This window comes from Photobacterium ganghwense (genome assembly GCF_003025595.1).
Lineage (GTDB): Bacteria > Pseudomonadota > Gammaproteobacteria > Enterobacterales > Vibrionaceae > Photobacterium > Photobacterium ganghwense.
Genome location: NZ_PYMI01000006.1, coordinates 38917 through 59545, shown reverse-complemented (window position 1 = coordinate 59545; position 20629 = coordinate 38917). Strand labels below are relative to the sequence as shown.

Genomic DNA, 20629 nt, shown 5'->3' with positions numbered 1-20629 from the left:
AAAGCAAAATCCTAGCACTTGGCAACGTGCTGGGAAAGCGATGTCGGGATGGCTGGGGGGATTGAGGCAGAACCCGGAACGAAAAAAGCCCTCCGTCAGGAGGGCGTGTCGGTAGTGCAAGAATATTGCAGGAGAGAGGGGGATTAACAGCCCGGACCGCAGTCCAGACAGTGCTTAATCATTTCAGGTCCCAGGTGCAGCTTGGCATTCAGGTCACGCAGAGCGGTACGAACTCCTTCCTCGATAACCGGATGGTAGAACGGCATGTCCAGCATCTGGGCAATGGTCATCTTGTTCTGGTGCGCCCAGGCCAGCAGGTGTGCCAGGTGCTCTGCGTTAGGACCCATCATTTCAGCGCCCAGGAAGCGGCCGGTACCGTGTTCACCGTACACATGTAGCATCCCTTTGTTGCGCAGCATGACGCGGGAGCGGCCCTGATTTTCAAATGAGACTTCACCGGTTTCGAAACAGCCGCAGTTACCTAGGCGGTTGCTGATTTCGCGGTATGTTTCGCCAACCATTGCAATTTGCGGGTCGGAGAACACGGCAGAGATTTTCGAGCGACGCAGACCGGCGCGGATATCCGGGAAGCGACCAGCGTTGTCACCGGCAATACGGCCTTGATCCGCTGCTTCATGCAGCAGGGGGAGCTGGTTGCTGGCATCGCCCGCGATGAAAATCGAAGCCACAGACGTTTGCAGGGTGTAGTAATCCGCCATCGGGACGCCGCGCTGATCCAGCTCCAGATCCGTGTTCTCAATCGCCAGTTTGTCAACGTTCGGACGGCGGCCGGTCGCTGCCAGCACATAGTCCACGGTGATGGTATCCAGGACGCCTTCTTTATTCAGGTACTGGATTTCCACGCTGTCGCCGATGCGCTTCATGCTTTCGACTTTAACGTCAGCGTCCAGATAAAACTCTTCATTAAAGGCTTTATCGGCGTAAGCCATGATTGCCGGATCAGTCAGTGGGCCTACCTGGCCACCCAGGCCAAACATCACGACTTCCACGCCCAGGCGTTTCAGTGCCTGGCCCAGCTCCAGACCAATGACGCCAGGCCCGAACACGGCCACTGACTGTGGCAGGTCATCCCACTCGAACACATCATCGTTGATGATCAGGCGATCGCCCAGTTCATTCCAGACTGCCGGGTAGGCAGGACGGGAGCCGGTGGCAATCACAATACGCTCGGCATGAATCAGGGTGTGGTCATCGACCTGTAGGGTATTGTTATCGATAAATTTGGCATAACCGGCAATTTTGTCTTCTGCCGGGATTTCATCCACCCCTTCCAGAACGAAGCCAACGAAACGGTCACGTTCACGCTTCACGCGGTCCATGACTTCACGACCATTGATGTGGATTTCACCTTGCGGGTAAACACCAAAAGCCGGGGCTTTTTCGATCTGGTGAACGCTTTCCGCTGCGGCAATCAGCAGTTTGGACGGCATACAGCCGACGCGGGCACAGGTGGTACCGTAAGGGCCGCCTTCAATCATGACGACATGCGGGGTGTGTGCTTTCGCCGCACGGTATGCGCCCAGTCCGGCAGTGCCTCCGCCGATAACAGCAACATCAACATTCAGGGTTTTCATAACATCTCTCCAATCAAATCTTGCCTGTCGGGCCCGTCGCGGCGGGCCCTGTTATTCTTTGTAGGGGGCGCGATTTAGCCCAGGTACGCTTCCAGCTCTTCGCTGCCGCCGATGTGTTTACCACCGATAAATACCTGAGGCACAGTGCTGCGGCCGGTGACTGCGCGCAGAGATACGGTAGTCGCATCTTTACCCAGAATCACTTCTTCAAACTGCAGTCCTTTATCGATCAGGTTCTGCTTAGCTTTGGCACAGAACGGACAACCTGGCTTGGTGAACACTGAAATGGACTCCTGCAGCTGGACGCTCGGGGCGATGTATTTCAGCATAGTATCTGCATCAGAGACTTTGAATGGGTCTCCCGGCTCTTGGTTCTCGATGAACATTTTTTCAATCACGCCGTTCTTCACCAGCATGCTGTAGCGCCATGAACGCGGCCCAAAGCCCAGCTCTTCTTTCTCAACCAGCATCCCCATGCCTTTCGAGAACTCACCGTTACCGTCCGGGATGAACGTGATGTTGTCTGCTTCCTGATCGGCTTTCCACGCGTTCATCACAAACGTATCGTTCACAGATACACACAGAATGTCATCAACACCGTGCTCAGCAAACACCGATGCCAGCTCGTTGTAGCGTGGCAGGTGGCTGGATGAACACGTTGGCGTGAACGCACCCGGCAGGCTGAAAACAATCACGGTTTTGTTGGCAAACAGATCCTGAGTCGTGACATCTACCCACTGGTCGCCTTGGCGAGTGTGGAACGTGACTTGTGGGACTGCGTGACCTTCTTTTGCTACGAACATAATTCTTATCCTTTTGTTTCAATCAGTCATGAGTGGTTATTGCAACCGGAGACTTATGCATTTGCTTGCTCCCTGTTGATGTGATGATTATGTGTTTTTGCGCTTGATAGTTCTAATCGTTTGCTGCTATGGTTTTGATAGTTTTTGTCTATTGATTGGTGGTGAGCGATGAACATCCGCGATCTGGAATATCTGGTTGCGCTTTCAGAGCATAAGCATTTTCGTAAGGCGGCTGAGGCCTGCTTTGTCAGCCAGCCCACCCTGAGCGGTCAAATCCGCAAGCTGGAAGATGAGCTGGGGGTTATTCTGCTGGAGCGAACCAGTCGCAAGGTACTGTTTACGGATGCCGGACTCAGTCTGGTGGCGCAGGCACAAAAGGTTTTGCTGGAAATAAAGGTGCTGACCGAGCTGGCCAGCCAGCAGGGCGGGAGCATGACCGGACCGCTGCATATCGGGTTTATCCCGACGGTCGGACCGTACCTGTTGCCGCTGATTATTCCGCATATCAAGGCGCAGTTTCCGGAACTGGAGTTGTTCCTGCACGAAGCACAGACTCATCAGTTGGTGCAGCAGCTGGAAGAAGGCAAGCTAGACTGTATCGTGCTGGCGGCGGTGAAAGAGTCGGAACCCTTTATCGAACTGCCGTTGTATCACGAACCGATGGTGCTGGCAGTCCCGGAAGATCACCCGTGGGCCGGGCAGGAGAGCCTGACGATGGATAAGCTGAATGGTTCGACGCTGCTGATGCTGGGTGACGGGCACTGTTTGCGGGATCAGGCGATGGGCTTCTGCTTTGCCGCCGGAGCGGCGGAAGACGGCAGTTTCAAGGCGACCAGCCTGGAAACCCTGCGCAATATGGTGGCGGCCGGCAGCGGGATTACCCTGTTGCCTAAGCTTGCCACTCCGAGTGAACGGCAACGTGACGGGGTGTGCTACCTGCGGGCGGAAGATCCGGTGCCAAGCCGGTTGATCACACTGGCGTACCGGCCAGGGTCACCGCTCAAGGAGCGTTATGAGAAGCTGGCTGAGCTGATTCAGCAGCACATTGCCGCCAGCCATAATCTCTCCTGAGCCGCTGTGATGTCCGCTATGGTATATACGTAGTGTCTTGAGTTGTGATGCCTGAAGTTGTGATGTCTGTAGGCGCGGTATCTGTAGTGACAACCAGACATCACAACAGGCTAAGTGGTCGCCGGTAAACCATCGGTCGCAGCGGGTCACAGGTGGAAAGAATCAGAAGCCGAGAATAAAAAAGAGCGCCTTGCGGCGCTCTTTGTCGTTGCGAGATTCGCTTAGTACGAATCGGAGCTGGGTCAGAACAGCTCGTCAGAGGCGTCGGACTCGAAAATGCCTTCTGAGGCGGTATCGCTGACCATTTCTTTCGGCTCGGTGCCTTCTTCGAAGTACTCAAACATCGACGACGCATCATTGCGGTTGCTGAGCTTGCCGCTTTCACGGTCAATCCGAACCTGAACAATATCGTCCGGCAGCTCTTTGCGCTGCTCCGGCACGTCTTCCAGCGCCTTCTGCATGAATGCAATCCAGGCCGGCTGGGCGGTTTTCGCCCCTGCTTCGGTGCCTGAGGTCTGCTCTTTGCTCATGTTGTTGTTCCAGGCTACTTTACCCAGCTCACGGCTGTGCTTGTCAAAGCCCACCCAGACGGTAGCCACAATACCCGGCCCGAAGCCCGCGTACCATGCATCTTTTGAATCGTTGGTGGTACCGGTTTTACCGCCGATATCACGGCGTTTCAGTACCTGCCCACGCCAGCCGGTGCCGTTCCAGCCGCTGCCGTTGCGCCAGTCGCCGCCACCCCAGATGTTGCTTTCCAGCATTTCACGAACCAGGAAGGCGTTCTGCTCGGTGATCACCTGCGGTGCGAAGTGCGATGTTGGGTCTTCCGGGCTGGTGTAGCCATCGTCGTTGCTCAGGGTCTCTTCACTCAGCGCAATGCCTTGCAGCACAGCACTGGTTGGCGCCGGTGCGGAAGCGGTCTGGCTGACCTGCTCGCGGCGGCAGGATTTGTTACAGGCCAGGCTTGGTGCTGCTTCGTACACAACATTGCCATAGGCATCTTCCACCCGCTCGATAAAGTACGGCTGCACGTAGTAGCCTCCGTTGGCAAACACCGAGAAACCTTGTGCCATTTCCAGCGGGGTCAGGCTGCCGGCACCCAGCGCCAGCGGCTCCGCGCGAGGCAGATCTTTGCGTTTGAAACCGAAGCGGGTCAGGTAGCTGATGGTTTCATCCAGGCCAACACTTTGCAGAACGCGAACGGCCATCACGTTTTTCGACTGAGCCAGACCAATACGCAGGCGGGTCGGGCCGTTGTAGGTCGGTGGCGAGTTCTTCGGACGCCATGCGGTGCCCATGCTCTGATCCCAGCGGTTAATCGGCGCGTCGTTGACCAATGTGGCCAGCGTCATGCCGTTATCCAGACCGGCAGAATAGATGAACGGTTTGATGCTCGAGCCCACCTGCCGGACAGACTGTGTGGCACGGTTGAACTTGCTGTGCGTAAAGTTAAACCCGCCGACCATCGCTTTGACGGCTCCGTCCTGAGGCGATACCGCCACAAATGCTGTGTTGGCTTCCGGTACCTGACTCAGCACCCAATGCTCGTCTTTCGGCTGCACCCAGATCTGCTGACCGGCAGCCAGAATTTCCGTGGCCGAACGTGGCGCGCTGCCTTGGCGGTTGTCACTGATGAATTTACGTGCCCACTTCATACCGTCCCACTCGAGGGTATGCTGGGCACCGTCTTTGGCAATGACCGCCGCCGATTTGGCGTCGACCTGGGTCACGACCGCCGGCATGAGATCGCCGTAAGTCGGCTGCTTGGCCAGGTGATCAAGAATCTGGGTCTGGGTCCAGGCCTGCTCGCCCTGTTTCCACAGTGTGGCTTCCGCTCCCCGGTAACCGTGGCGCTGATCGTATTCCATCAGGTTGTTGATCGCTGCTTGCTGGGCGGCGACCTGCAGTTTCGGATCAACGGTGGTGTAAATGCGCATCCCGGAGGTGTAGGCATCTTCGCCGTAGCGGTTCACCATCCAGGCACGGGCCTGCTCGGCAAAGTATGGTGCACTTAGTTCGATTTCTGCCCCATGGTAGCGGGATTTAATCGGTTCATTGCGGGCCTGATCGTATTCCGACTGGCTGATATAGCCTTCCGCCAGCATCCGGCTCAGTACCACATTGCGGCGGTGAGTTGCTCGGTCCAGCGAGTAGATCGGGTTCATGGTCGACGGCGCTTTCGGCAGGCCGGCGATTGTTGCGATTTCACTCAGGGTCAGCTGGCCGACCTCTTTACCAAAGTAAACCTGTGCGGCAGCACCGACACCGTATGCACGGTAGCCGAGGTAAATCTTGTTGAGGTACAGCTCCAGGATCTCATCTTTGCTCAGCAGTTGCTCAATGTGTACGGCGATAAAAATCTCTTTCACCTTACGCATGATCTTCTTCTCGTTCGACAGGAAGAAGTTACGGGCAAGCTGCTGAGTAATGGTACTTGCCCCTTGCTTGGCACTGCCGGAAACCGCGACTACGAAGGCGGCCCGTGCGATACCGATTGGGTCAACACCCGGGTGCTCGTAATAACGGCTGTCTTCGGTCGCGATGACCGCATTGATCATCTGCTGCGGGATCTCATTAAGAGAAAGAGGGATGCGACGCTTTTCGCCAAATTGGGAAATGAGTTTACCGTCGTGACTGAAAACTTGCATAGGTGTTTGTAATTCAACATTTTTCAGTGTCGCAACATCCGGTAACTCTGGTTTTACATAGAGGTAAAAACCAAAAATTGTAGTGACTCCAAGAATTATGCAAATTATTGCAAGTATAAGTAATCGCTTTATGAACTTCACTTGAGATTTCCCGTTACACCAACATTTCAGCGTTCAATAACTTAGCACCAATAGTATAAAGATAACGCTCAAAAATTAACGCTATAACCTGGTGTTTAAATAAATAACTTAGTTTGCTTTTCCGCTTACAGGGAGCATAGCACGGTATGTTTCGAAACCCACTCACTATTGGGATTGATATTGGTCATCACAGCATTAAGGCTGTTGTTTTGCGACAGAAGAAGACCTCGCTGGAACTGGCGGCTTTTGCCGAGGAGGTGCTGCCGACATCGGTGATCAATGAGCAGCATAGCGTGAATGTCCCGGGGTTGTTGTCAGCGATGCGTAAATTAAAAAAGCAGCTGCCGTTTGCTGCCCGTCACACGGTTTTGGCATTGCCGGACAGTGCCGTGATCAGCAAGGTGGTCCAGCTCGACAGTAACCTCAGCGATGAAGAGACGGTGTTTGCCATTGAGCAGGCCATGAGCGCGGCGTCACCGTTTCCGGTGGATGAGCTGCGGATGGACTTTTTCCCGGTCAACACGGACACCTTTGCCGTTGCCGGTCAGACCCGGCCGTATCAGGTCTTTGCCGCCCGACGGGAAACCGTGGACAGCCGGGTTGATGCCCTGCGTAAAGTACGGCTTCAGCCCAAAGTGGTGGAGTTGCAGACCCATGCCCTGTTGTGGCTGGAGCAGTATCTGGCGGAACAGCTGGCTGTCGAAGGGCAGTGGGGAGTGGTGGATGTCGGTCAGCGGCGGACCGCATTTTGTGTCAACCCCGTTGGCGGCACTGCCTACCACCGCGAACTGGCATTCGGCTGTGAACAGTTTGCCCCTCGCAGTGATGAGCCCTCGCTGGAAGCCCTGTCGCCGGAGCAAATGGAAGTTTTTACTAAGCAGCTGGTTGACAATCTCAAACGGCAGTTGCAGCTGTATCAATCCACCCATCCCCGCGCAACGCTGCAGGGAATTTGGCTCAGTGGTGGCGGCCAGAGCTGGGTGGTTGCCGATATCGTAGAACGTATGCTGGGACTGGAAGTGCGCTGGATGCACCCGCTGGCTTCATTTAACCGAGGACCCAAAATGGATGCCGAAATTGAACAAGGCAGTCTGGGACAATATGCCGTTGCGGCTGGCCTGGCCATACGGGGAGGACAACCGACATGATAGCCAAGCTGAATTTACTGCCTTGGCGTGAAGAAAAGAAACGGCTTCATCGTCAGCGTTTTGTTGGCCTGCTGGCCGCCTCTGCGGTAGCGGCGGCATTCGTGGTCTTGGGCGCGGGCAGTTTCATTGAGCGCCAGCAATCTATCCAGCACGCTCGCAACGCGCAAATCCAGCAGGAAATTCAGGCTCTTGAACACAAGCTGGCCATGCTGCCGGAAATGGATCGTCAGCGCGAGGCCCTGGTGCAGCGGCTGGCGGTGATTACCGACATTCAGAAAGGGCGCAACCACGTCACCCGGCTGATGAGCCTGATGCCGGGTATCGTGCCGCAGGGCGTGTATCTGGATGGGGTGTCTATGACCGGCAGTCTGGTCAAACTGGGCGGCGCAGGGGATTCCAACGGTCGCCTGGCAACCCTGCTGTCCAATGGCGAAACCTCGGAGTGGGTTGAGGATATAACCATGCACTCGATTGTAACCAAAACAGAAAAACAGAAGGAGCAAACTAACTTTAACGCTTCTTTTATTTTGCTGTCGCCGCCTCAGCGCACTGAAGAGGGAGGACGAGATGGCTGATTGGCAGGATCTGGAACTGGATGAAATGCTGGAATGGCCATTGCCCGCGCAGGGCGTGGTGGTGTTCTTGGTGGCGTGCGTGGTCGCGGCGCTGGGTTACTGGTACTGGCTCATCCCGATGCAGGACGAGTTGGAAGGGTTGAAGCAGCAGGAGACCAGCTTGCGTCAGGATTTAATCCGGCGGGCCAACCAGGTGGCAGCCCTGCCGAAAGTGCAGGCGCAGGTTGAAGCGCTGCAGGCGCAATATCAGCAGGTTATTCGTCAGCTACCGGAAGAGCAGGAACTGGCCAGCCTACTGGCTGATGTGAATGACATCGGGGTGCGTAACGGGCTGTCTTTCCAGCGGATTGAGTGGGCTCCCCGGATTGATCACCCGCTGTATATCGAATTGCCGATCAGCATCGAGCTGACCGGGGAATATGAAGATATCGGCAAGTTTGCCGAAGAGATTGCCAGCTTGTCGCGAATTGTGTCACTGAAAGATATTGATTTAAAAAGAATTGAAGAACAGCAGGAATTGCTGAGGCTGAAAGTGTCGGCCACGACCTATCGCTTCAAAGCACCGGCCAAGGAGCGCGCATGAACCTGAAATGGAGTGTGTGCAGCCTGTGCCTGTTGCTGGTGGGGTGTCAGGCCAATGATGATTCGATCGCGCAGTTTATCAACCAAACCCATCAACAGGCACAGGCAACCGTGGAGCCTTTGCTGGAGCAGCCAACGTTTGTCGCAGAAGCATTTGTCATGACCAGTCCGCGTTCACCGTTTATTCGTCCTCGGCCAGAACAAAGCGACATGCTTGCAGGTGACGGCGCCTGTTGGCAGCCGGATGAGCGGACCAACCGCTCCGCGCTGGAAAGTTACCCGATTGAGCAGCTCAGTATGCGTGGAGTGATGGGAGATACCAAACAGTTGTGGGCATTGATTTATACCCCTGAGGGCAAGCTGGTCAAAGTACGGGAAGGGCACTTCCTCGGGCTGAATCATGGCCGGGTATTGTCGGTGAGTCCGAAGAGCATCGATGTAGAAGAAGTATTACCGGATGGCGAAGGGTGCTGGCTGAAGCGGCCAATCAAACTCACCCTGGCGCAGCAAGCAGAAAAAGCAGTTTAAAAAGAGAAGTAGCAGGATATGGCAAGGAAGGCATTGCAAGTCAGTAAATGGGGATGGAGCAGAACGCTCCATTGGGGCGGGCTGATGTTATGGGCCCTGATGCAAAGTTCAGTCTCATTTGCTGCCGCAGAAAACCGAATTCAGGCAATCGACTTTACACGCAGTACGGCCGGGCACGGGGTCCTGAAAGTCGATCTGGCAAACGCCCGTTCCGTGGTCGATATGCGCCGGGCTGGCGAGAAGCTGTATGTTGATGTGCATGACACGGAGATTCCGGAGGACATGATTTATACCCTCGACGTGAAAGAGTTCGCGACCCGGGTACAAACCATCGAAACCTTCCGAACCGAGCGGGGGGTGCGTTTGGTGCTCTCAATGAACGGCACTTATGCCTATGACTACACCAGCAAGGATAAAGTGCTGACGGTGACCGTCGAGAAAGTGGCAAAACCAAGCTCAGCCAAGGCCGCGCCGTCATCGATTTCTTATAACAGCAAGCCCATCTCTATCAACTTCCAGGATGTGCCGGTGCGAAACGTGCTGCAGCTGATCGCTGAGTACAACGATTTCAACCTGGTGGTCTCGGATTCGGTGCAGGGCAACCTGACGCTGCGGTTGGACGACGTACCATGGAAGCAGGTGCTGGATATCATTTTGAAATCCAAAGGGCTGGACAAGCGCGAACAGGGCAGTGTGGTCATGATTGCCCCGAAAGAAGAGCTGGCGCGAGAAGAGCAGAAGCAGCTGGAGTCGAAGCGTAAAGAAGAGGAACTGGCTTCACTGCGCTCGGAGATAATTCAGATTAACTACGCCAAGGCATCGGAGCTGGGCGAGCTGCTGCAGGGCAGCGGTGAAGGGGTGAGCATGTTGTCACCGCGTGGCTCACTGCATATTGATGAACGAACTAACTCTCTGATCATTAACGATATTGCTGAAAGTCTGGCGAATATCCGCGATATCGTGACGGCGCTCGACATCCCAGTGCAGCAGGTCCAAATTGAAGCCCGGGTGGTTACGGTGAACGAAGGTGATATTGACGAGTTGGGGGTTCGCTGGGGGATGCTGAGTCGTAATGGCAACAATACGATCGGTAGCTCCATTGAAGGCAATTTGGTGTCGGAAGGGCTGCTTGATCTGGCAGATAACCGGGTGGATCAGGTCGGGGATTTCCTCAATGTTAATTTGGGAGCCACCAAAGCGGGGGCGTCAAGCATCGCTTTCCAGGTCGCCAAAATCGGCGATGTGTTACTGGATCTGGAATTATCGGCCCTGCAGGCGGAGCAGAAAGCGGAAATCATTTCCAGTCCGCGCCTGATGACCACCAATAAAAAAATGGCCTATATCGAGCAGGGAACCGAAATTCCGTACTTGGAAGCATCATCCAGCGGCGCGGTATCGGTGGGCTTTAAAAAGGCCGTGCTCAGTCTGATGGTGACCCCGCAGATTACTCCGGACGGCAAGCTGGTGCTGGATTTGGTCGTTACCCAGGATAAGAAGGGGGATGTCGTAAAAACCGGGACCGGCGAAGCGATTGCGATTGATACCCAGCGTATCGGGACCCAGGTTCTGGTTGAAAATGGCGAGACCGTTGTTTTGGGGGGAATCTACCAGCATTCGCTGACAAACATGGTGCGTAAAGTGCCATTGCTGGGGGATTTACCGGTATTAGGCGCCTTGTTCCGCCATAAGCTGGAAGAGCTGGGCAAGCGTGAATTGCTGATTTTTGTGACGCCAAAGATTATTAATCAATAGGTTACCCCCATTGTTGACGGCGCCGCTACCTGGCTTAGCGGCGCCGCCTCGGAATTAATCCCCCTCTAGCTATTGCCAAAAGAGGCTTTGTCCTGAGATAATTTTCGGTCTTAATCACGAATTAAAAGTGAGGAAGTTGGCGCCTCGGGCTTCATTTTGAAATAAGCCTGCGGGCGGTGTCGTTTTATTAACCGCGCGTAAATATTGCTAAACATGGCTGAAAAACGAAATATTTTCCTGGTCGGCCCAATGGGTGCCGGCAAAAGTACTATCGGTAGACACCTTGCACAGCAACTGCACATGGAATTCTTCGATTCTGACACTGAAATCGAGCAACGTACCGGTGCAGACATCAGCTGGGTATTTGATGTAGAAGGTGAAGATGGTTTCCGTGCTCGTGAAGAGAGCGTAATTGACGATCTGTCTCAGAAGCAGGGTATTGTCCTGGCGACGGGTGGTGGTTCGGTCAAGAGTAAGGAGAGCCGTAATCGTCTGTCTGCTCGTGGTATTGTTGTGTACCTGGAGACGACTATCGAAAAACAGCTTGCTCGTACTCAGCGCGATAAAAAGCGTCCTCTGCTTCAGACAGATACACCACGTGAAGTGCTGGAAGCACTTGCAGAAGAGCGCAATCCATTGTATGAAGAAGTAGCTGACTATGTAGTACGCACTGATGATCAGAGTGCTAAAGTGGTCGCGAACGAAATCATTAAAATGCTAGATGAGCGCTAATTCAATATAGAGAGCTGGCCATGGAACGGATCAACGTCAACCTTGGTGACAGAAGTTACCCAATCTCCATCGGCGCCGAGTTATTTGATAACCCGGCGCTCTTTTCCTCTGCCATTCCGGCAGGCCGACGTGTTGTCGTGGTCAGCAATGAAACGGTAGCCCCGCTCTATGCCGAGCAGGTGATCGGGACTATCCGTTCACTTCCTTGCGAAGTGTCCCTGCTGCCTTTAGCAGACGGTGAGCAGTACAAGACCCTTGATACCCTGAACCAAATCATGACTTTCCTGCTGGAAGGCAACTACGGGCGCGATGTGATCATCGTGGCGCTGGGTGGCGGTGTGATTGGCGACGTGGTGGGCTTTGCCGCATCCTGCTATCACCGCGGGGTCGATTTCATTCAGGTGCCAACAACGCTGCTTTCCCAGGTTGATTCTTCGGTGGGAGGCAAAACCGCGGTGAACCACCCGCTGGGCAAAAACATGATCGGGGCGTTTTATCAGCCGAAAGCCGTAGTGATTGACACTCACTGCCTGCGTACTCTGCCGGAGCGGGAATTTGCTGCGGGGATGGCGGAAGTGATCAAATACGGCATCATCGCGGATGCTGAATTTTTTACTTGGCTGGAAGAGAACGTGGATCGCCTGCAGGCACTGGATACGGAAGCGCTGGGCTATGCCATTGCCCGTTGCTGCCAGATCAAAGCTGATGTCGTGGCTGCCGATGAGAAAGAATCCGGTGTGCGTGCCCTGCTGAATCTGGGCCATACTTTTGGCCATGCGATTGAAGCGGAAATGGGCTACGGTAACTGGCTCCATGGTGAAGCCGTGGCTGCCGGTACGGTTCAGGCTGCCCGTACGGCTCAGATCCAAGGACTGATGAGCGAGCAGGATGTCGAGCGTATTATCCGTCTGTTGGAGCGAGCGAACCTGCCGGTTTCTGGCCCGCAGGGGATGGATTTTGACGCGTACCGTAAACACATGATGCGTGACAAAAAAGTGCTGGCGGGACAGTTGCGTCTGATTCTGCCAACCGGTATTGGTCAGGCTGAGGTCGTCGCGGGAGTACCTGAAGACGTGCTTCGTCGCGCGATTCAGGCTGCGTAACGATTTTCTATGAGTGCTGCGCTGCACCTCTCATCGTTGGACCTGGACTCCCAGGTCCAGTTGCTTTCCCGCTTACAGTTTCTTACCCGATTCAGTTCCCATCTTGTTCAAGTCACCGGCCCTGAGGGGGCAGGTAAAACCTGGCTGTCACAGCGTTATCTGGAGCACTGGGCGGATGCCGCACATCAGGCTCTGCTGATTTGTCATTCGAACCAAACAGACAGTCAGCATCGTCATTTTATCCTGCAACAATTGGCACCCCGGGCGGTATTTAATGATCAGGATCCGTTGCAGGACAGTATCGAACGCATTCTGGGCCACAGCCCGCTGAATGCCCTGATTGTGGTGGATGATGCCCATTTGCTGAGTCCGGTGCTGGTTGCCGAGTTATGGGCCCTGGTTCAGCAGGCGGCGCAGTTGCCCGGTTGGCAGGTTAATGTGGTGTTATTCAGTGTGCCGGGGCGATTAAATAAATCCCTGAGCCAGGTGTCCCATGGTCAAGCTGGTGCGCCGCTGGAGCTGGAAATCAGCCCGTTGGCGGAACCGGAAGTACAGACGTTTGTCGAAGTCATGGTTGCCGATGAGCCGCTGGATGCCCAGGGGCGACGCTGGTACCGAGAACAGGCCGCCCGTTGCCTGCCGCTACCGGGCGAACTTATCAAGCTGGAAGCTGAAGGGAGTTGTGACATGGAAACACAAGATGCACGCCGTTTATCACCCACTGTTATGCTGGTAGCGCTGATTGTTCTGATTGCGGCTGGCACGGCCTGGGTATTCTGGCCAGCTTCGTCACCGGAATCGGAGCGTCAGGCGCTTCCGCTGGATAATGCTGTGATGGTGCCGTTGTCAGACACCCCAGCGACAGATCGTCCGGTTATCGAGGATGATAGTCAGAACCTGCCGCCGGAAGTGGCCTCTGAAGGGCTGACCGTCGGTCGCAGTGACGGGCAGCAACGTGTTGTCGTCCCGGCGGAGGTAGTGGATGCCATGCTGGATGAGCAGTCACTGGGTGGTTCCGGCGAGCAAGCCGTCGCCGACAACCAGGCCAGATTGCAGCCTGCATTGCCGGAAGGTGCAGTTGCGAGTCAGTCAACACAGGTCGCGTCACCGTCGGTACCGACAGCGACAACTTCAGAAGCTTCGGCGCCTGACCAGAATGTTTCCGATGCCAAGCCTGAAGCTAAGCAGGCGGCAGTCCGTCAGCCTGCCAGCCCGACAATCAAGGAACGCGGTCATCAACTGCGTGCCGTGCCGGCAACTCATTACGCCTTGCAATTGGCAGCCATGCACAGCATGACAGCGGCGAACCAGTTTTTGGCTGACTATCAGGTGGCGAATCTGGCGACTGTGTATCAGACCCGCCGCAGCGGAGAGACCTGGTATATCGTAGTAACGGGCAATTATCCGAATGTGGCAGCGGCCCGTCGTGCCGTACAGCAGTTGCCGGCTAAAGTGCAGGGCGTGCAGCCGTGGGTAAAATCTTACCGGCAAATTCATCAGGAGATGGATCGGGCAAATTAAGCGGCCCCGATTGGGAGATATTTCCCCTCCAGCGGTATCAGAAACCGTATGAAATGGTGTACAATCCGCCACCTTTCGAAACAAAGTCGGTATTGGTGGTTAGCTGAATGAAAAAGCATCGTGCATTCCTGAAATGGGCTGGGGGAAAATATTCTCTGGTTGAGGAGATAAAGCACCGCCTGCCGCCTGCACGTAAACTGGTTGAACCTTTTGTGGGCGCCGGCTCGGTTTTTCTTAATACTGACTACGAGCAGTACCTGCTGGCAGACATCAATCCCGATCTGATCAACCTGTACAATATCCTGAAAACCCAGCCTGAGCAGTACGTCAAAGACAGCAAAGCCCTGTTTACGCCGGAGTACAACAAAAAAGGGGCGTATCTGGAGATCCGCGCGACATTCAACGCGACCCGCGATCCTTACCTGCGTTCCCTGTATTTTCTGTATATGAACCGCCACGGTTTTAATGGGTTGTGCCGCTACAACAAGCAGGGCGGTTTCAATGTCCCGTTTGGTTCCTACAAACGTCCGTACTTTCCGGAAGAGGAAATGTTTATGTTTGCAGAGAAAGCCAAGCGCGCGATGTTTGTCTGCGAAGGCTACCAGCAGACTTTTTCTCGTGCCCGCAAAGGCAGCGTGATTTATTGTGATCCGCCGTATGCACCGCTGTCGACGACGGCGAACTTTACCTCGTATGCCGGTAATGGATTTAGTCTCGATGATCAGGCGGCCCTGGCCGATGTGGCTGAACGAGCCGCCACAGAGCGTCAGATCCCGGTCCTGATTTCCAATCACGACACCACGCTGACCCGTCGCCTGTATCACGGGGCTGACCTGTCCGTGGTCAAGGTCAAGCGCACCATTAGCCGTAATGGCAGTGGCCGCAACAAGGTCGATGAGTTGCTGGCCCTGTTTAAACCGACGACCGAAAGCTGACCCTTGCCTGAGGGGCCTGCTTTGTGTTCCTCATACCGACTTCCTCAAACTCAGCGTCATAGCGCCACGGTATCAGGCACTGACCCACTGACTGATCGCGACCAGAATTGCAACAAACAGCGCAATCGCCACCACTCCGGCCACAATAAACGGCAGGGGGTGGGGCTGATTGAAGTCGATCTCACGGTTGCGCTCTGACTGTATCCCAAACAGGGCACCGGCAATGCTCTTGCACAAATTCGGCGAGCGATGAGCCCTCGGTGGCTGGTCACGGGATGACGGCGGCTGGGTTTCTGCCTGGGTTGCTACCTGAGTGGGTTCGGTCGATTTCGTTTTTGTCATCGCTTCGTCCTTAGTTTTATTTCGTCCTTTTTTTGCCTCGTCCTTAGCATTCTTGCCTCCTGACTGACGTTCCCCTGAATGCGACCTCTTCTTTAGTGTAGTGCCTTGTGCAGATTGTTTCGGCGAATCCGGTAAGGCAATTGTGGTAAGACAACACTGCCCGGATCGGGTAGAATTGCGCCAATTTCCGATATCGTTTTCGTAAATACCGTATAGAGGCTGAACATGAAGGATTTTTTGATCGCTCCATCTATCTTGTCTGCTGACTTTGCCCGTCTGGGGGAAGATGTTGAGAAGGTGCTGGCAGCGGGTGCGGATGTTGTGCACTTTGATGTGATGGATAACCACTACGTGCCTAACCTGACGTTCGGTGCGCCGATCTGTAAAGCACTGCGTGATTACGGTATTACGGCCCCGATTGACGTTCACCTGATGGTGAAACCGGTTGACCGCATCATTCCGGACTTTGCCAAAGCCGGTGCGACCATGATCACCGTGCACGCCGAAGCGACAGAGCACCTGGATCGCACCCTGCAGCTGATCAAAGAGCACGGCTGTCAGGCCGGTGTGGTGTTTAACCCGGCGACTCCGCTGCACTACCTGGACTACATCATGGATAAAGTGGACATGATTCTGCTGATGTCGGTCAACCCGGGCTTTGGCGGCCAGTCTTTCATCCCGGCCACGCTGGACAAGCTGCGTGAGGTGCGTAAACGCATCGATGCGACTGGCCGTACTATTCGCCTGGAAATTGATGGCGGCGTCAAGGTCGAAAACATCCGTGAAATTGCTGAAGCGGGTGCCGACATGTTTGTGGCGGGCTCGGCGATTTTCGGCCAGCCAGATTACAAAGCCGTGATTGATGAAATGCGCGCCGAGCTGGCGAAGGTGGCTCGTTAATGACGCAGTTCAACGACATTAAGTTCATCGCATTTGATCTGGACGGTACGTTGCTTGACAGCGTTCCGGATCTGGCTGATGCGGCGGAAAAAACCATGCAGGCGCTGGGACGTCCTTCAGTGACCGCCGAGCAGGTTACGACCTGGATTGGCAACGGTGCCGATATTCTGATTGGCCGTTGCCTGAGCCAGTCTCTGGACATCGATCCCGAGTTGGATCCGGCCCTTCACCGGGACGCACGTCAGCTGTTTGATCGCTTCTACGAAGAGGGCGGTCATCAGAAAAGTGCCCTGTACCCGGGAGTTAAAGAGACCCTGGCTGCGTTTCATGCTGCCGGTGTCCCGATGGCCATCGTCACCAATAAACCGGCGCAGTTCGTGCCTCATCTGCTGGAAGAGCACGGTATTGCCGGCTTCTTTGTGGACGTCATTGGCGGCGATACCTTCCCGAAGAAAAAACCGGATCCGTTTGCCCTGCACTGGCTGATGGAAAAACATCAGCTGGCAGCCCGCGATATGCTGATGGTCGGTGACTCGCGCAATGACATTCTGGCAGCTAAAGCAGCCACATGTTATGTTGTCGGTCTGACATATGGTTACAACTACGGCCAGCCAATCAGTGCCAGTGATCCCGATATTGTGCTGGATCACTTTAGCCAGCTGGCAGAAGTGGTTACACTAGGCAGCTAGTACAGTCAGCTGCCCTGACTGATCCCCGTTTTGATTTTAACAGCGGCCTCTGGCCGCTGCTTACTTGAGTGACATAGGATAATCTCATCATGACCAAACCCATTGTATTGAGTGGCGTCCAGCCTTCAGGCGAATTGAGTATCGGTAACTATCTGGGTGCGCTGCGTCAGTGGGAACAGATGCAGGATGATTATGATTGCCAGTACTGTGTGGTTGACCTGCACGCGATTACTGTCCGTCAGGATCCGAACGAGCTGCGTGAAGCGACCCTGGATGCGCTGGCAGTGTGTCTGGCGGTCGGTGTTGATCCGAAGAAAAGTACGCTGTTTGTGCAGTCCCATGTACCTGAGCATGCACAACTTGGCTGGTTGCTGAACTGCTACACCCAGATGGGTGAGCTGAGCCGCATGACCCAGTTCAAAGACAAGTCGCAGCGCCACGCGAATGATGTCAATGTGGGTCTGTTTGACTACCCGGTGCTGATGGCGGCCGATATCCTGCTGTACGGTGCCAACCAAGTGCCGGTGGGCAGTGACCAGAAACAGCACTTGGAGTTGGCGCGTGATATCGCGGTGCGCTTCAACAACATCTATACGCCGGATAACCCGATTTTCACCGTGCCTGAGCCTTACATCCCAACGGTTAATGCCCGCGTGATGAGCCTGCAGGACGCGACCAAGAAAATGTCGAAATCGGATGATAACCGTAAGAACGTGATCACCCTGCTGGAAGACCCGAAATCGATCCTGAAGAAGATCAATAAGGCCCAGACCGACACAGAAACACCGCCGCGTATTGCGCATGACATCGAGAACAAGGCCGGTATTTCTAATCTGATGGGCCTGTACTCGGCCGCGACCGGGATGAGCTTTGCTGAGATTGAAGCAAAATACCAGGGCGTGGAAATGTACGGTCCGTTCAAGAAGGACGTGGGTGAAGCTGTTGTGGCGATGCTGGAGCCAATTCAGGCTGAGTACCAGCGTATTCGTGAAGATCGCGCATACCTGGATGCTGTGATGAAAGCCGGTGCTGAAAAAGCCTCTGCCCGAGCGGCGGTGACGCTGAAAAAAGCTTTCGAAGCCGTAGGCTTTGTCGCTCGCCCGTAAGAGGCGTGCGGCGTAAGCTGGCAAGTGGTAGTGTGTCAGCCGGTATTGTGAGTCAGCACCATGATTGTCAGTACCACGCTGATAAGTACCAGAGTTAAGAAGAACCGGCCACTGGCCGGTTTTTTTTGGCCAAACCTTGCCTTTCTCCCTCTCTGCTGCACAATAGGCGCCTGAATTTTTCAGGGAGCTGATGTACCCATGCTGTTGATGATCGACAATTACGATTCTTTTACCTACAACCTATACCAGTACTTCTGTGAGCTGGGGGCGGAAGTGAAAGTGGTGCGCAATGATGAAATCGACATCGCCGGGATTGAAGCACTGGCTCCGACGCACCTGGTGATCTCGCCGGGCCCCTGTACCCCGAATGAAGCCGGGATCTCGCTGGCGGCGATTCACCACTTCGCTGGTCAACTGCCGATTCTCGGGGTTTGCCTGGGGCACCAGTCGATTGCGCAGGTGTTTGGCGGCGATGTGGTCCGTGCCCGTCAGGTGATGCACGGTAAAACGTCCCCGGTGGTTCATACCAACCGCAGCGTGTTTGCTGGTCTTAACAACCCATTGACCGTCACCCGTTATCATTCCCTAGTGGTGAAAGCCGAGACTCTGCCGGATTGTTTTGAAATTACGGCCTGGACTGAACGTGACGGCCAACGGGATGAAATCATGGGAATTGCGCACAAATCACTGCCCATTGAAGGGGTTCAGTTTCATCCGGAAAGCATTCTGACCGAGCAGGGGCATCAGCTGCTGGCGAACTTTCTCAGTCGTAAGGTCTGATTATTTTTCCTAGGTAGCATTTTCTGCTGCCTGTTTCCCTTGATTTTCTCCCAAACAGGTTTTTTGTAGTTTTGTCGCACAAAAAACCTTGTTGTTCCCCGCCTCAAATGACGCCTCTGGCGCGATCCTTGTCACCTTTTTTAACATTTGCTTATTTTTTTCAACGCCAAGTGCGGAGAAAGATTATGCAAATATTGACCTCTGTCGCGATTTATTTCCTCGCAGGAAAAACACTTTTCCGCGCATAGGCCTTAATAAGTTTTCCCAAGTAGCGCATAAATATGTCTGAGCCAGAGGAATTGCCAGTCAAATAGCGGGAATAAAAAAATTTTCTGCTATTGGAATTGGTTAATAAAATGTAAATACTATGCTTAGGGCAAAAATGATAGAAGGAAAAGATAATGGCAAAGGAACACAACGTAGATCGTCAGCTATTTGATGAGGTCATGGTGCCTTGTTACGCGCCTATGCAGATGATTCCTGTTAAAGGTAAAGGTTCTCGTGTCTGGGACCAGGACGATCGCGAATATGTCGATTTTGCCGGCGGTATTGCGGTTAGCTGTCTGGGTCACTGTCACCCGGTAATGGTCAATGCCCTGAAGGAGCAGGCCGATAAGCTATGGCATTTGAGTAATGTCATGACCAATGAGCCGGCTCTGCGTTTGGCTAAGCTGCTGACTGAGCACAGCTTTGCCGAGAAAGTCTTTTTCGCCAACTCCGGCGCGGAAGCCAACGAAGCGGCGCTGAAACTGGCGCGTCGTTATGCGGCAGATAAATTCGGCCCGGAAAAATCTGAAATTATTTCATTCAAACAAGGTTTCCACGGTCGTACGTTCTTTACCGTCACCGTTGGTGGTCAGGCGGCATACTCTGACGGTTTCGGTCCGAAGCCGGGTGATGTAACGCACCTGCCATACAACGACCTGGAAGCGCTGGCGAGCCACATCTCTGATCGCACGTGTGCCGTGATGATGGAACCGCTGCAGGGTGAAGGTGGTATTGTGTCACCAACGCCGGAATTCATTCAGGGTGTTCGTGAACTGTGTGACAAACACAATGCGCTGCTGGTGTTTGATGAAGTGCAGACCGGTAACGGCCGTACTGGTGATTTCTACGCGTACCAGGGCCTGGGCGTCACGCCGGACATCCTGAGCACGGCAAAATCGCTGGGTGGCGGTTTCCCTATCGGTGCCATGCTGACGACTACCGAGCTGGCGCAACACATGAAGGTCGGGACACATGGTTCGACTTACGGTGGTAACCCACTGGCATGTGCAGTGGCAGAAGCGGTGGTGTCTGAAGTGACTAAACCGGAAGTCATGGCTGGCGTGAAACAGCGTGAGCAATGGTTCCGTGACGGTCTGGCTGTCATCAATGCCAAATACCCAATCTTCGCGGAAGTGCGTGGTAAAGGCCTGCTGCTGGGTGCGGCACTGACAGAAGAGTGGCAAGGTCGCGCACGTGATGTGCTGCTGGCTGCAGGTGAAGAAGGCCTGATGATTCTGGTCGCCGGTGCCAACGTTGTGCGCTTCACACCGTCTCTGGTGATTGACAAAGCGGACATCGATGAAGGCATGGCTCGTCTGGAACGCGCTATCGCGAAAATCTACAAGTAATTCTGTAACACGCGTGCAGTGGTTGGCAGGAGCCTGGCCACTGCCAACCCGGCTTCGGC

Annotated in this window: 19 protein-coding genes; 15 read left to right on the top strand and 4 right to left on the bottom strand. The window is 54.5% G+C overall.

Features of this window, described 5'->3' with window-relative positions; genetic code table 11:
- Positions 1-143 precede the first annotated feature (143 nt).
- Both C9I92_RS19440 and C9I92_RS19435 read right to left on the bottom strand, forming a co-directional pair.
- Complete coding sequence (locus tag C9I92_RS19440; protein ID WP_047887165.1) at positions 144-1595, bottom strand: dihydrolipoyl dehydrogenase; 1452 nt, start codon at positions 1593-1595, stop codon at positions 144-146.
- 74 nt (positions 1596-1669) lie between these two features.
- Positions 1670-2398 (bottom strand): glutathione peroxidase, encoded by a 729-nt coding sequence (locus C9I92_RS19435; protein ID WP_047887164.1) that lies wholly within the window; start codon positions 2396-2398, stop codon positions 1670-1672.
- 168 nt (positions 2399-2566) lie between these two features.
- On the opposite strand from C9I92_RS19435, the gene oxyR reads away from it, so the two are divergent.
- Positions 2567-3469 carry a DNA-binding transcriptional regulator OxyR gene (oxyR, locus tag C9I92_RS19430; protein ID WP_047887163.1) on the top strand — a complete coding sequence of 301 codons (903 nt, stop codon included), beginning with the start codon at positions 2567-2569 and terminating at the stop codon, positions 3467-3469.
- A 242-nt stretch (positions 3470-3711) separates the two neighbouring features.
- Here oxyR and C9I92_RS19425 read toward each other — a convergent pair whose 3' ends face one another.
- The gene (locus C9I92_RS19425) at positions 3712-6261 is read right to left on the bottom strand and encodes a penicillin-binding protein 1A (RefSeq protein ID WP_047887162.1); all 2550 of its coding nucleotides are present in this window, start codon (positions 6259-6261) and stop codon (positions 3712-3714) included.
- Between the two features lie 146 nt (positions 6262-6407).
- Here C9I92_RS19425 and pilM point away from each other — a divergent pair, with 146 nt between their 5' ends.
- From pilM to C9I92_RS19380, 9 genes are all read left to right on the top strand, one after another.
- Positions 6408-7409: a type IV pilus biogenesis protein PilM gene (gene pilM / locus C9I92_RS19420; protein WP_047887161.1), complete on the top strand. Its 1002-nt coding sequence runs from the start codon at positions 6408-6410 to the stop codon at positions 7407-7409.
- On the top strand, positions 7406-7984 hold the full coding sequence (locus tag C9I92_RS19415) for a PilN domain-containing protein (RefSeq protein ID WP_047887160.1): 579 nt from the start codon (positions 7406-7408) through the stop codon (positions 7982-7984). The genes pilM and C9I92_RS19415 overlap by 4 nt, the downstream gene beginning before the upstream one ends.
- A complete protein-coding gene (locus C9I92_RS19410; protein WP_047887159.1) occupies positions 7977-8567 on the top strand; it encodes a type IV pilus inner membrane component PilO in 591 nt (196 codons plus the stop codon). The genes C9I92_RS19415 and C9I92_RS19410 overlap by 8 nt, the downstream gene beginning before the upstream one ends.
- Positions 8564-9094, top strand: coding sequence for a pilus assembly protein PilP (locus C9I92_RS19405; protein WP_047887158.1), 531 nt, complete (start codon positions 8564-8566; stop codon positions 9092-9094). Before C9I92_RS19410 ends, C9I92_RS19405 begins: the two co-directional genes overlap by 4 nt.
- Before the next feature lie 84 nt (positions 9095-9178).
- Complete coding sequence (locus C9I92_RS19400; RefSeq protein WP_047887157.1) at positions 9179-10846, top strand: type IV pilus secretin PilQ; 1668 nt, start codon at positions 9179-9181, stop codon at positions 10844-10846.
- Between the two features lie 213 nt (positions 10847-11059).
- On the top strand, positions 11060-11578 hold the full coding sequence (gene aroK, locus C9I92_RS19395; protein WP_047887156.1) for a shikimate kinase AroK: 519 nt from the start codon (positions 11060-11062) through the stop codon (positions 11576-11578).
- A 20-nt stretch (positions 11579-11598) separates the two neighbouring features.
- A complete protein-coding gene (gene aroB, locus C9I92_RS19390) occupies positions 11599-12681 on the top strand; it encodes a 3-dehydroquinate synthase (RefSeq protein WP_047887155.1) in 1083 nt (360 codons plus the stop codon).
- A gap of 9 nt (positions 12682-12690) precedes the next feature.
- The gene (locus C9I92_RS19385; RefSeq protein ID WP_047887154.1) at positions 12691-14202 is read left to right on the top strand and encodes an AAA family ATPase; all 1512 of its coding nucleotides are present in this window, start codon (positions 12691-12693) and stop codon (positions 14200-14202) included.
- 107 nt (positions 14203-14309) lie between these two features.
- A complete protein-coding gene (locus C9I92_RS19380) occupies positions 14310-15137 on the top strand; it encodes a Dam family site-specific DNA-(adenine-N6)-methyltransferase (protein ID WP_047887153.1) in 828 nt (275 codons plus the stop codon).
- Between the two features lie 72 nt (positions 15138-15209).
- Here the strand turns inward: C9I92_RS19380 and C9I92_RS19375 are convergent, their stop codons facing one another.
- Positions 15210-15479, bottom strand: coding sequence for a DUF2970 domain-containing protein (locus C9I92_RS19375; protein ID WP_047887152.1), 270 nt, complete (start codon positions 15477-15479; stop codon positions 15210-15212).
- A gap of 225 nt (positions 15480-15704) precedes the next feature.
- Here C9I92_RS19375 and rpe point away from each other — a divergent pair, with 225 nt between their 5' ends.
- The 5 genes from rpe to C9I92_RS19350 all read left to right on the top strand — a co-directional run bounded on the left by rpe (position 15705) and on the right by C9I92_RS19350 (position 20570).
- Entirely contained in the window at positions 15705-16379 is a 675-nt protein-coding gene (gene rpe / locus C9I92_RS19370; protein ID WP_047887151.1) for a ribulose-phosphate 3-epimerase, read from the top strand.
- The gene (locus tag C9I92_RS19365) at positions 16379-17068 is read left to right on the top strand and encodes a phosphoglycolate phosphatase (RefSeq protein ID WP_047887150.1); all 690 of its coding nucleotides are present in this window, start codon (positions 16379-16381) and stop codon (positions 17066-17068) included. Before rpe ends, C9I92_RS19365 begins: the two co-directional genes overlap by 1 nt.
- A gap of 89 nt (positions 17069-17157) precedes the next feature.
- Positions 17158-18174, top strand: coding sequence for a tryptophan--tRNA ligase (gene trpS, locus C9I92_RS19360; protein WP_047887149.1), 1017 nt, complete (start codon positions 17158-17160; stop codon positions 18172-18174).
- A 198-nt stretch (positions 18175-18372) separates the two neighbouring features.
- Positions 18373-18954: an aminodeoxychorismate/anthranilate synthase component II gene (locus C9I92_RS19355; protein ID WP_047887148.1), complete on the top strand. Its 582-nt coding sequence runs from the start codon at positions 18373-18375 to the stop codon at positions 18952-18954.
- Between the two features lie 401 nt (positions 18955-19355).
- Positions 19356-20570 carry an aspartate aminotransferase family protein gene (locus C9I92_RS19350; protein WP_047887147.1) on the top strand — a complete coding sequence of 405 codons (1215 nt, stop codon included), beginning with the start codon at positions 19356-19358 and terminating at the stop codon, positions 20568-20570.
- The last annotated feature ends 59 nt before the right edge of the window (positions 20571-20629 follow it).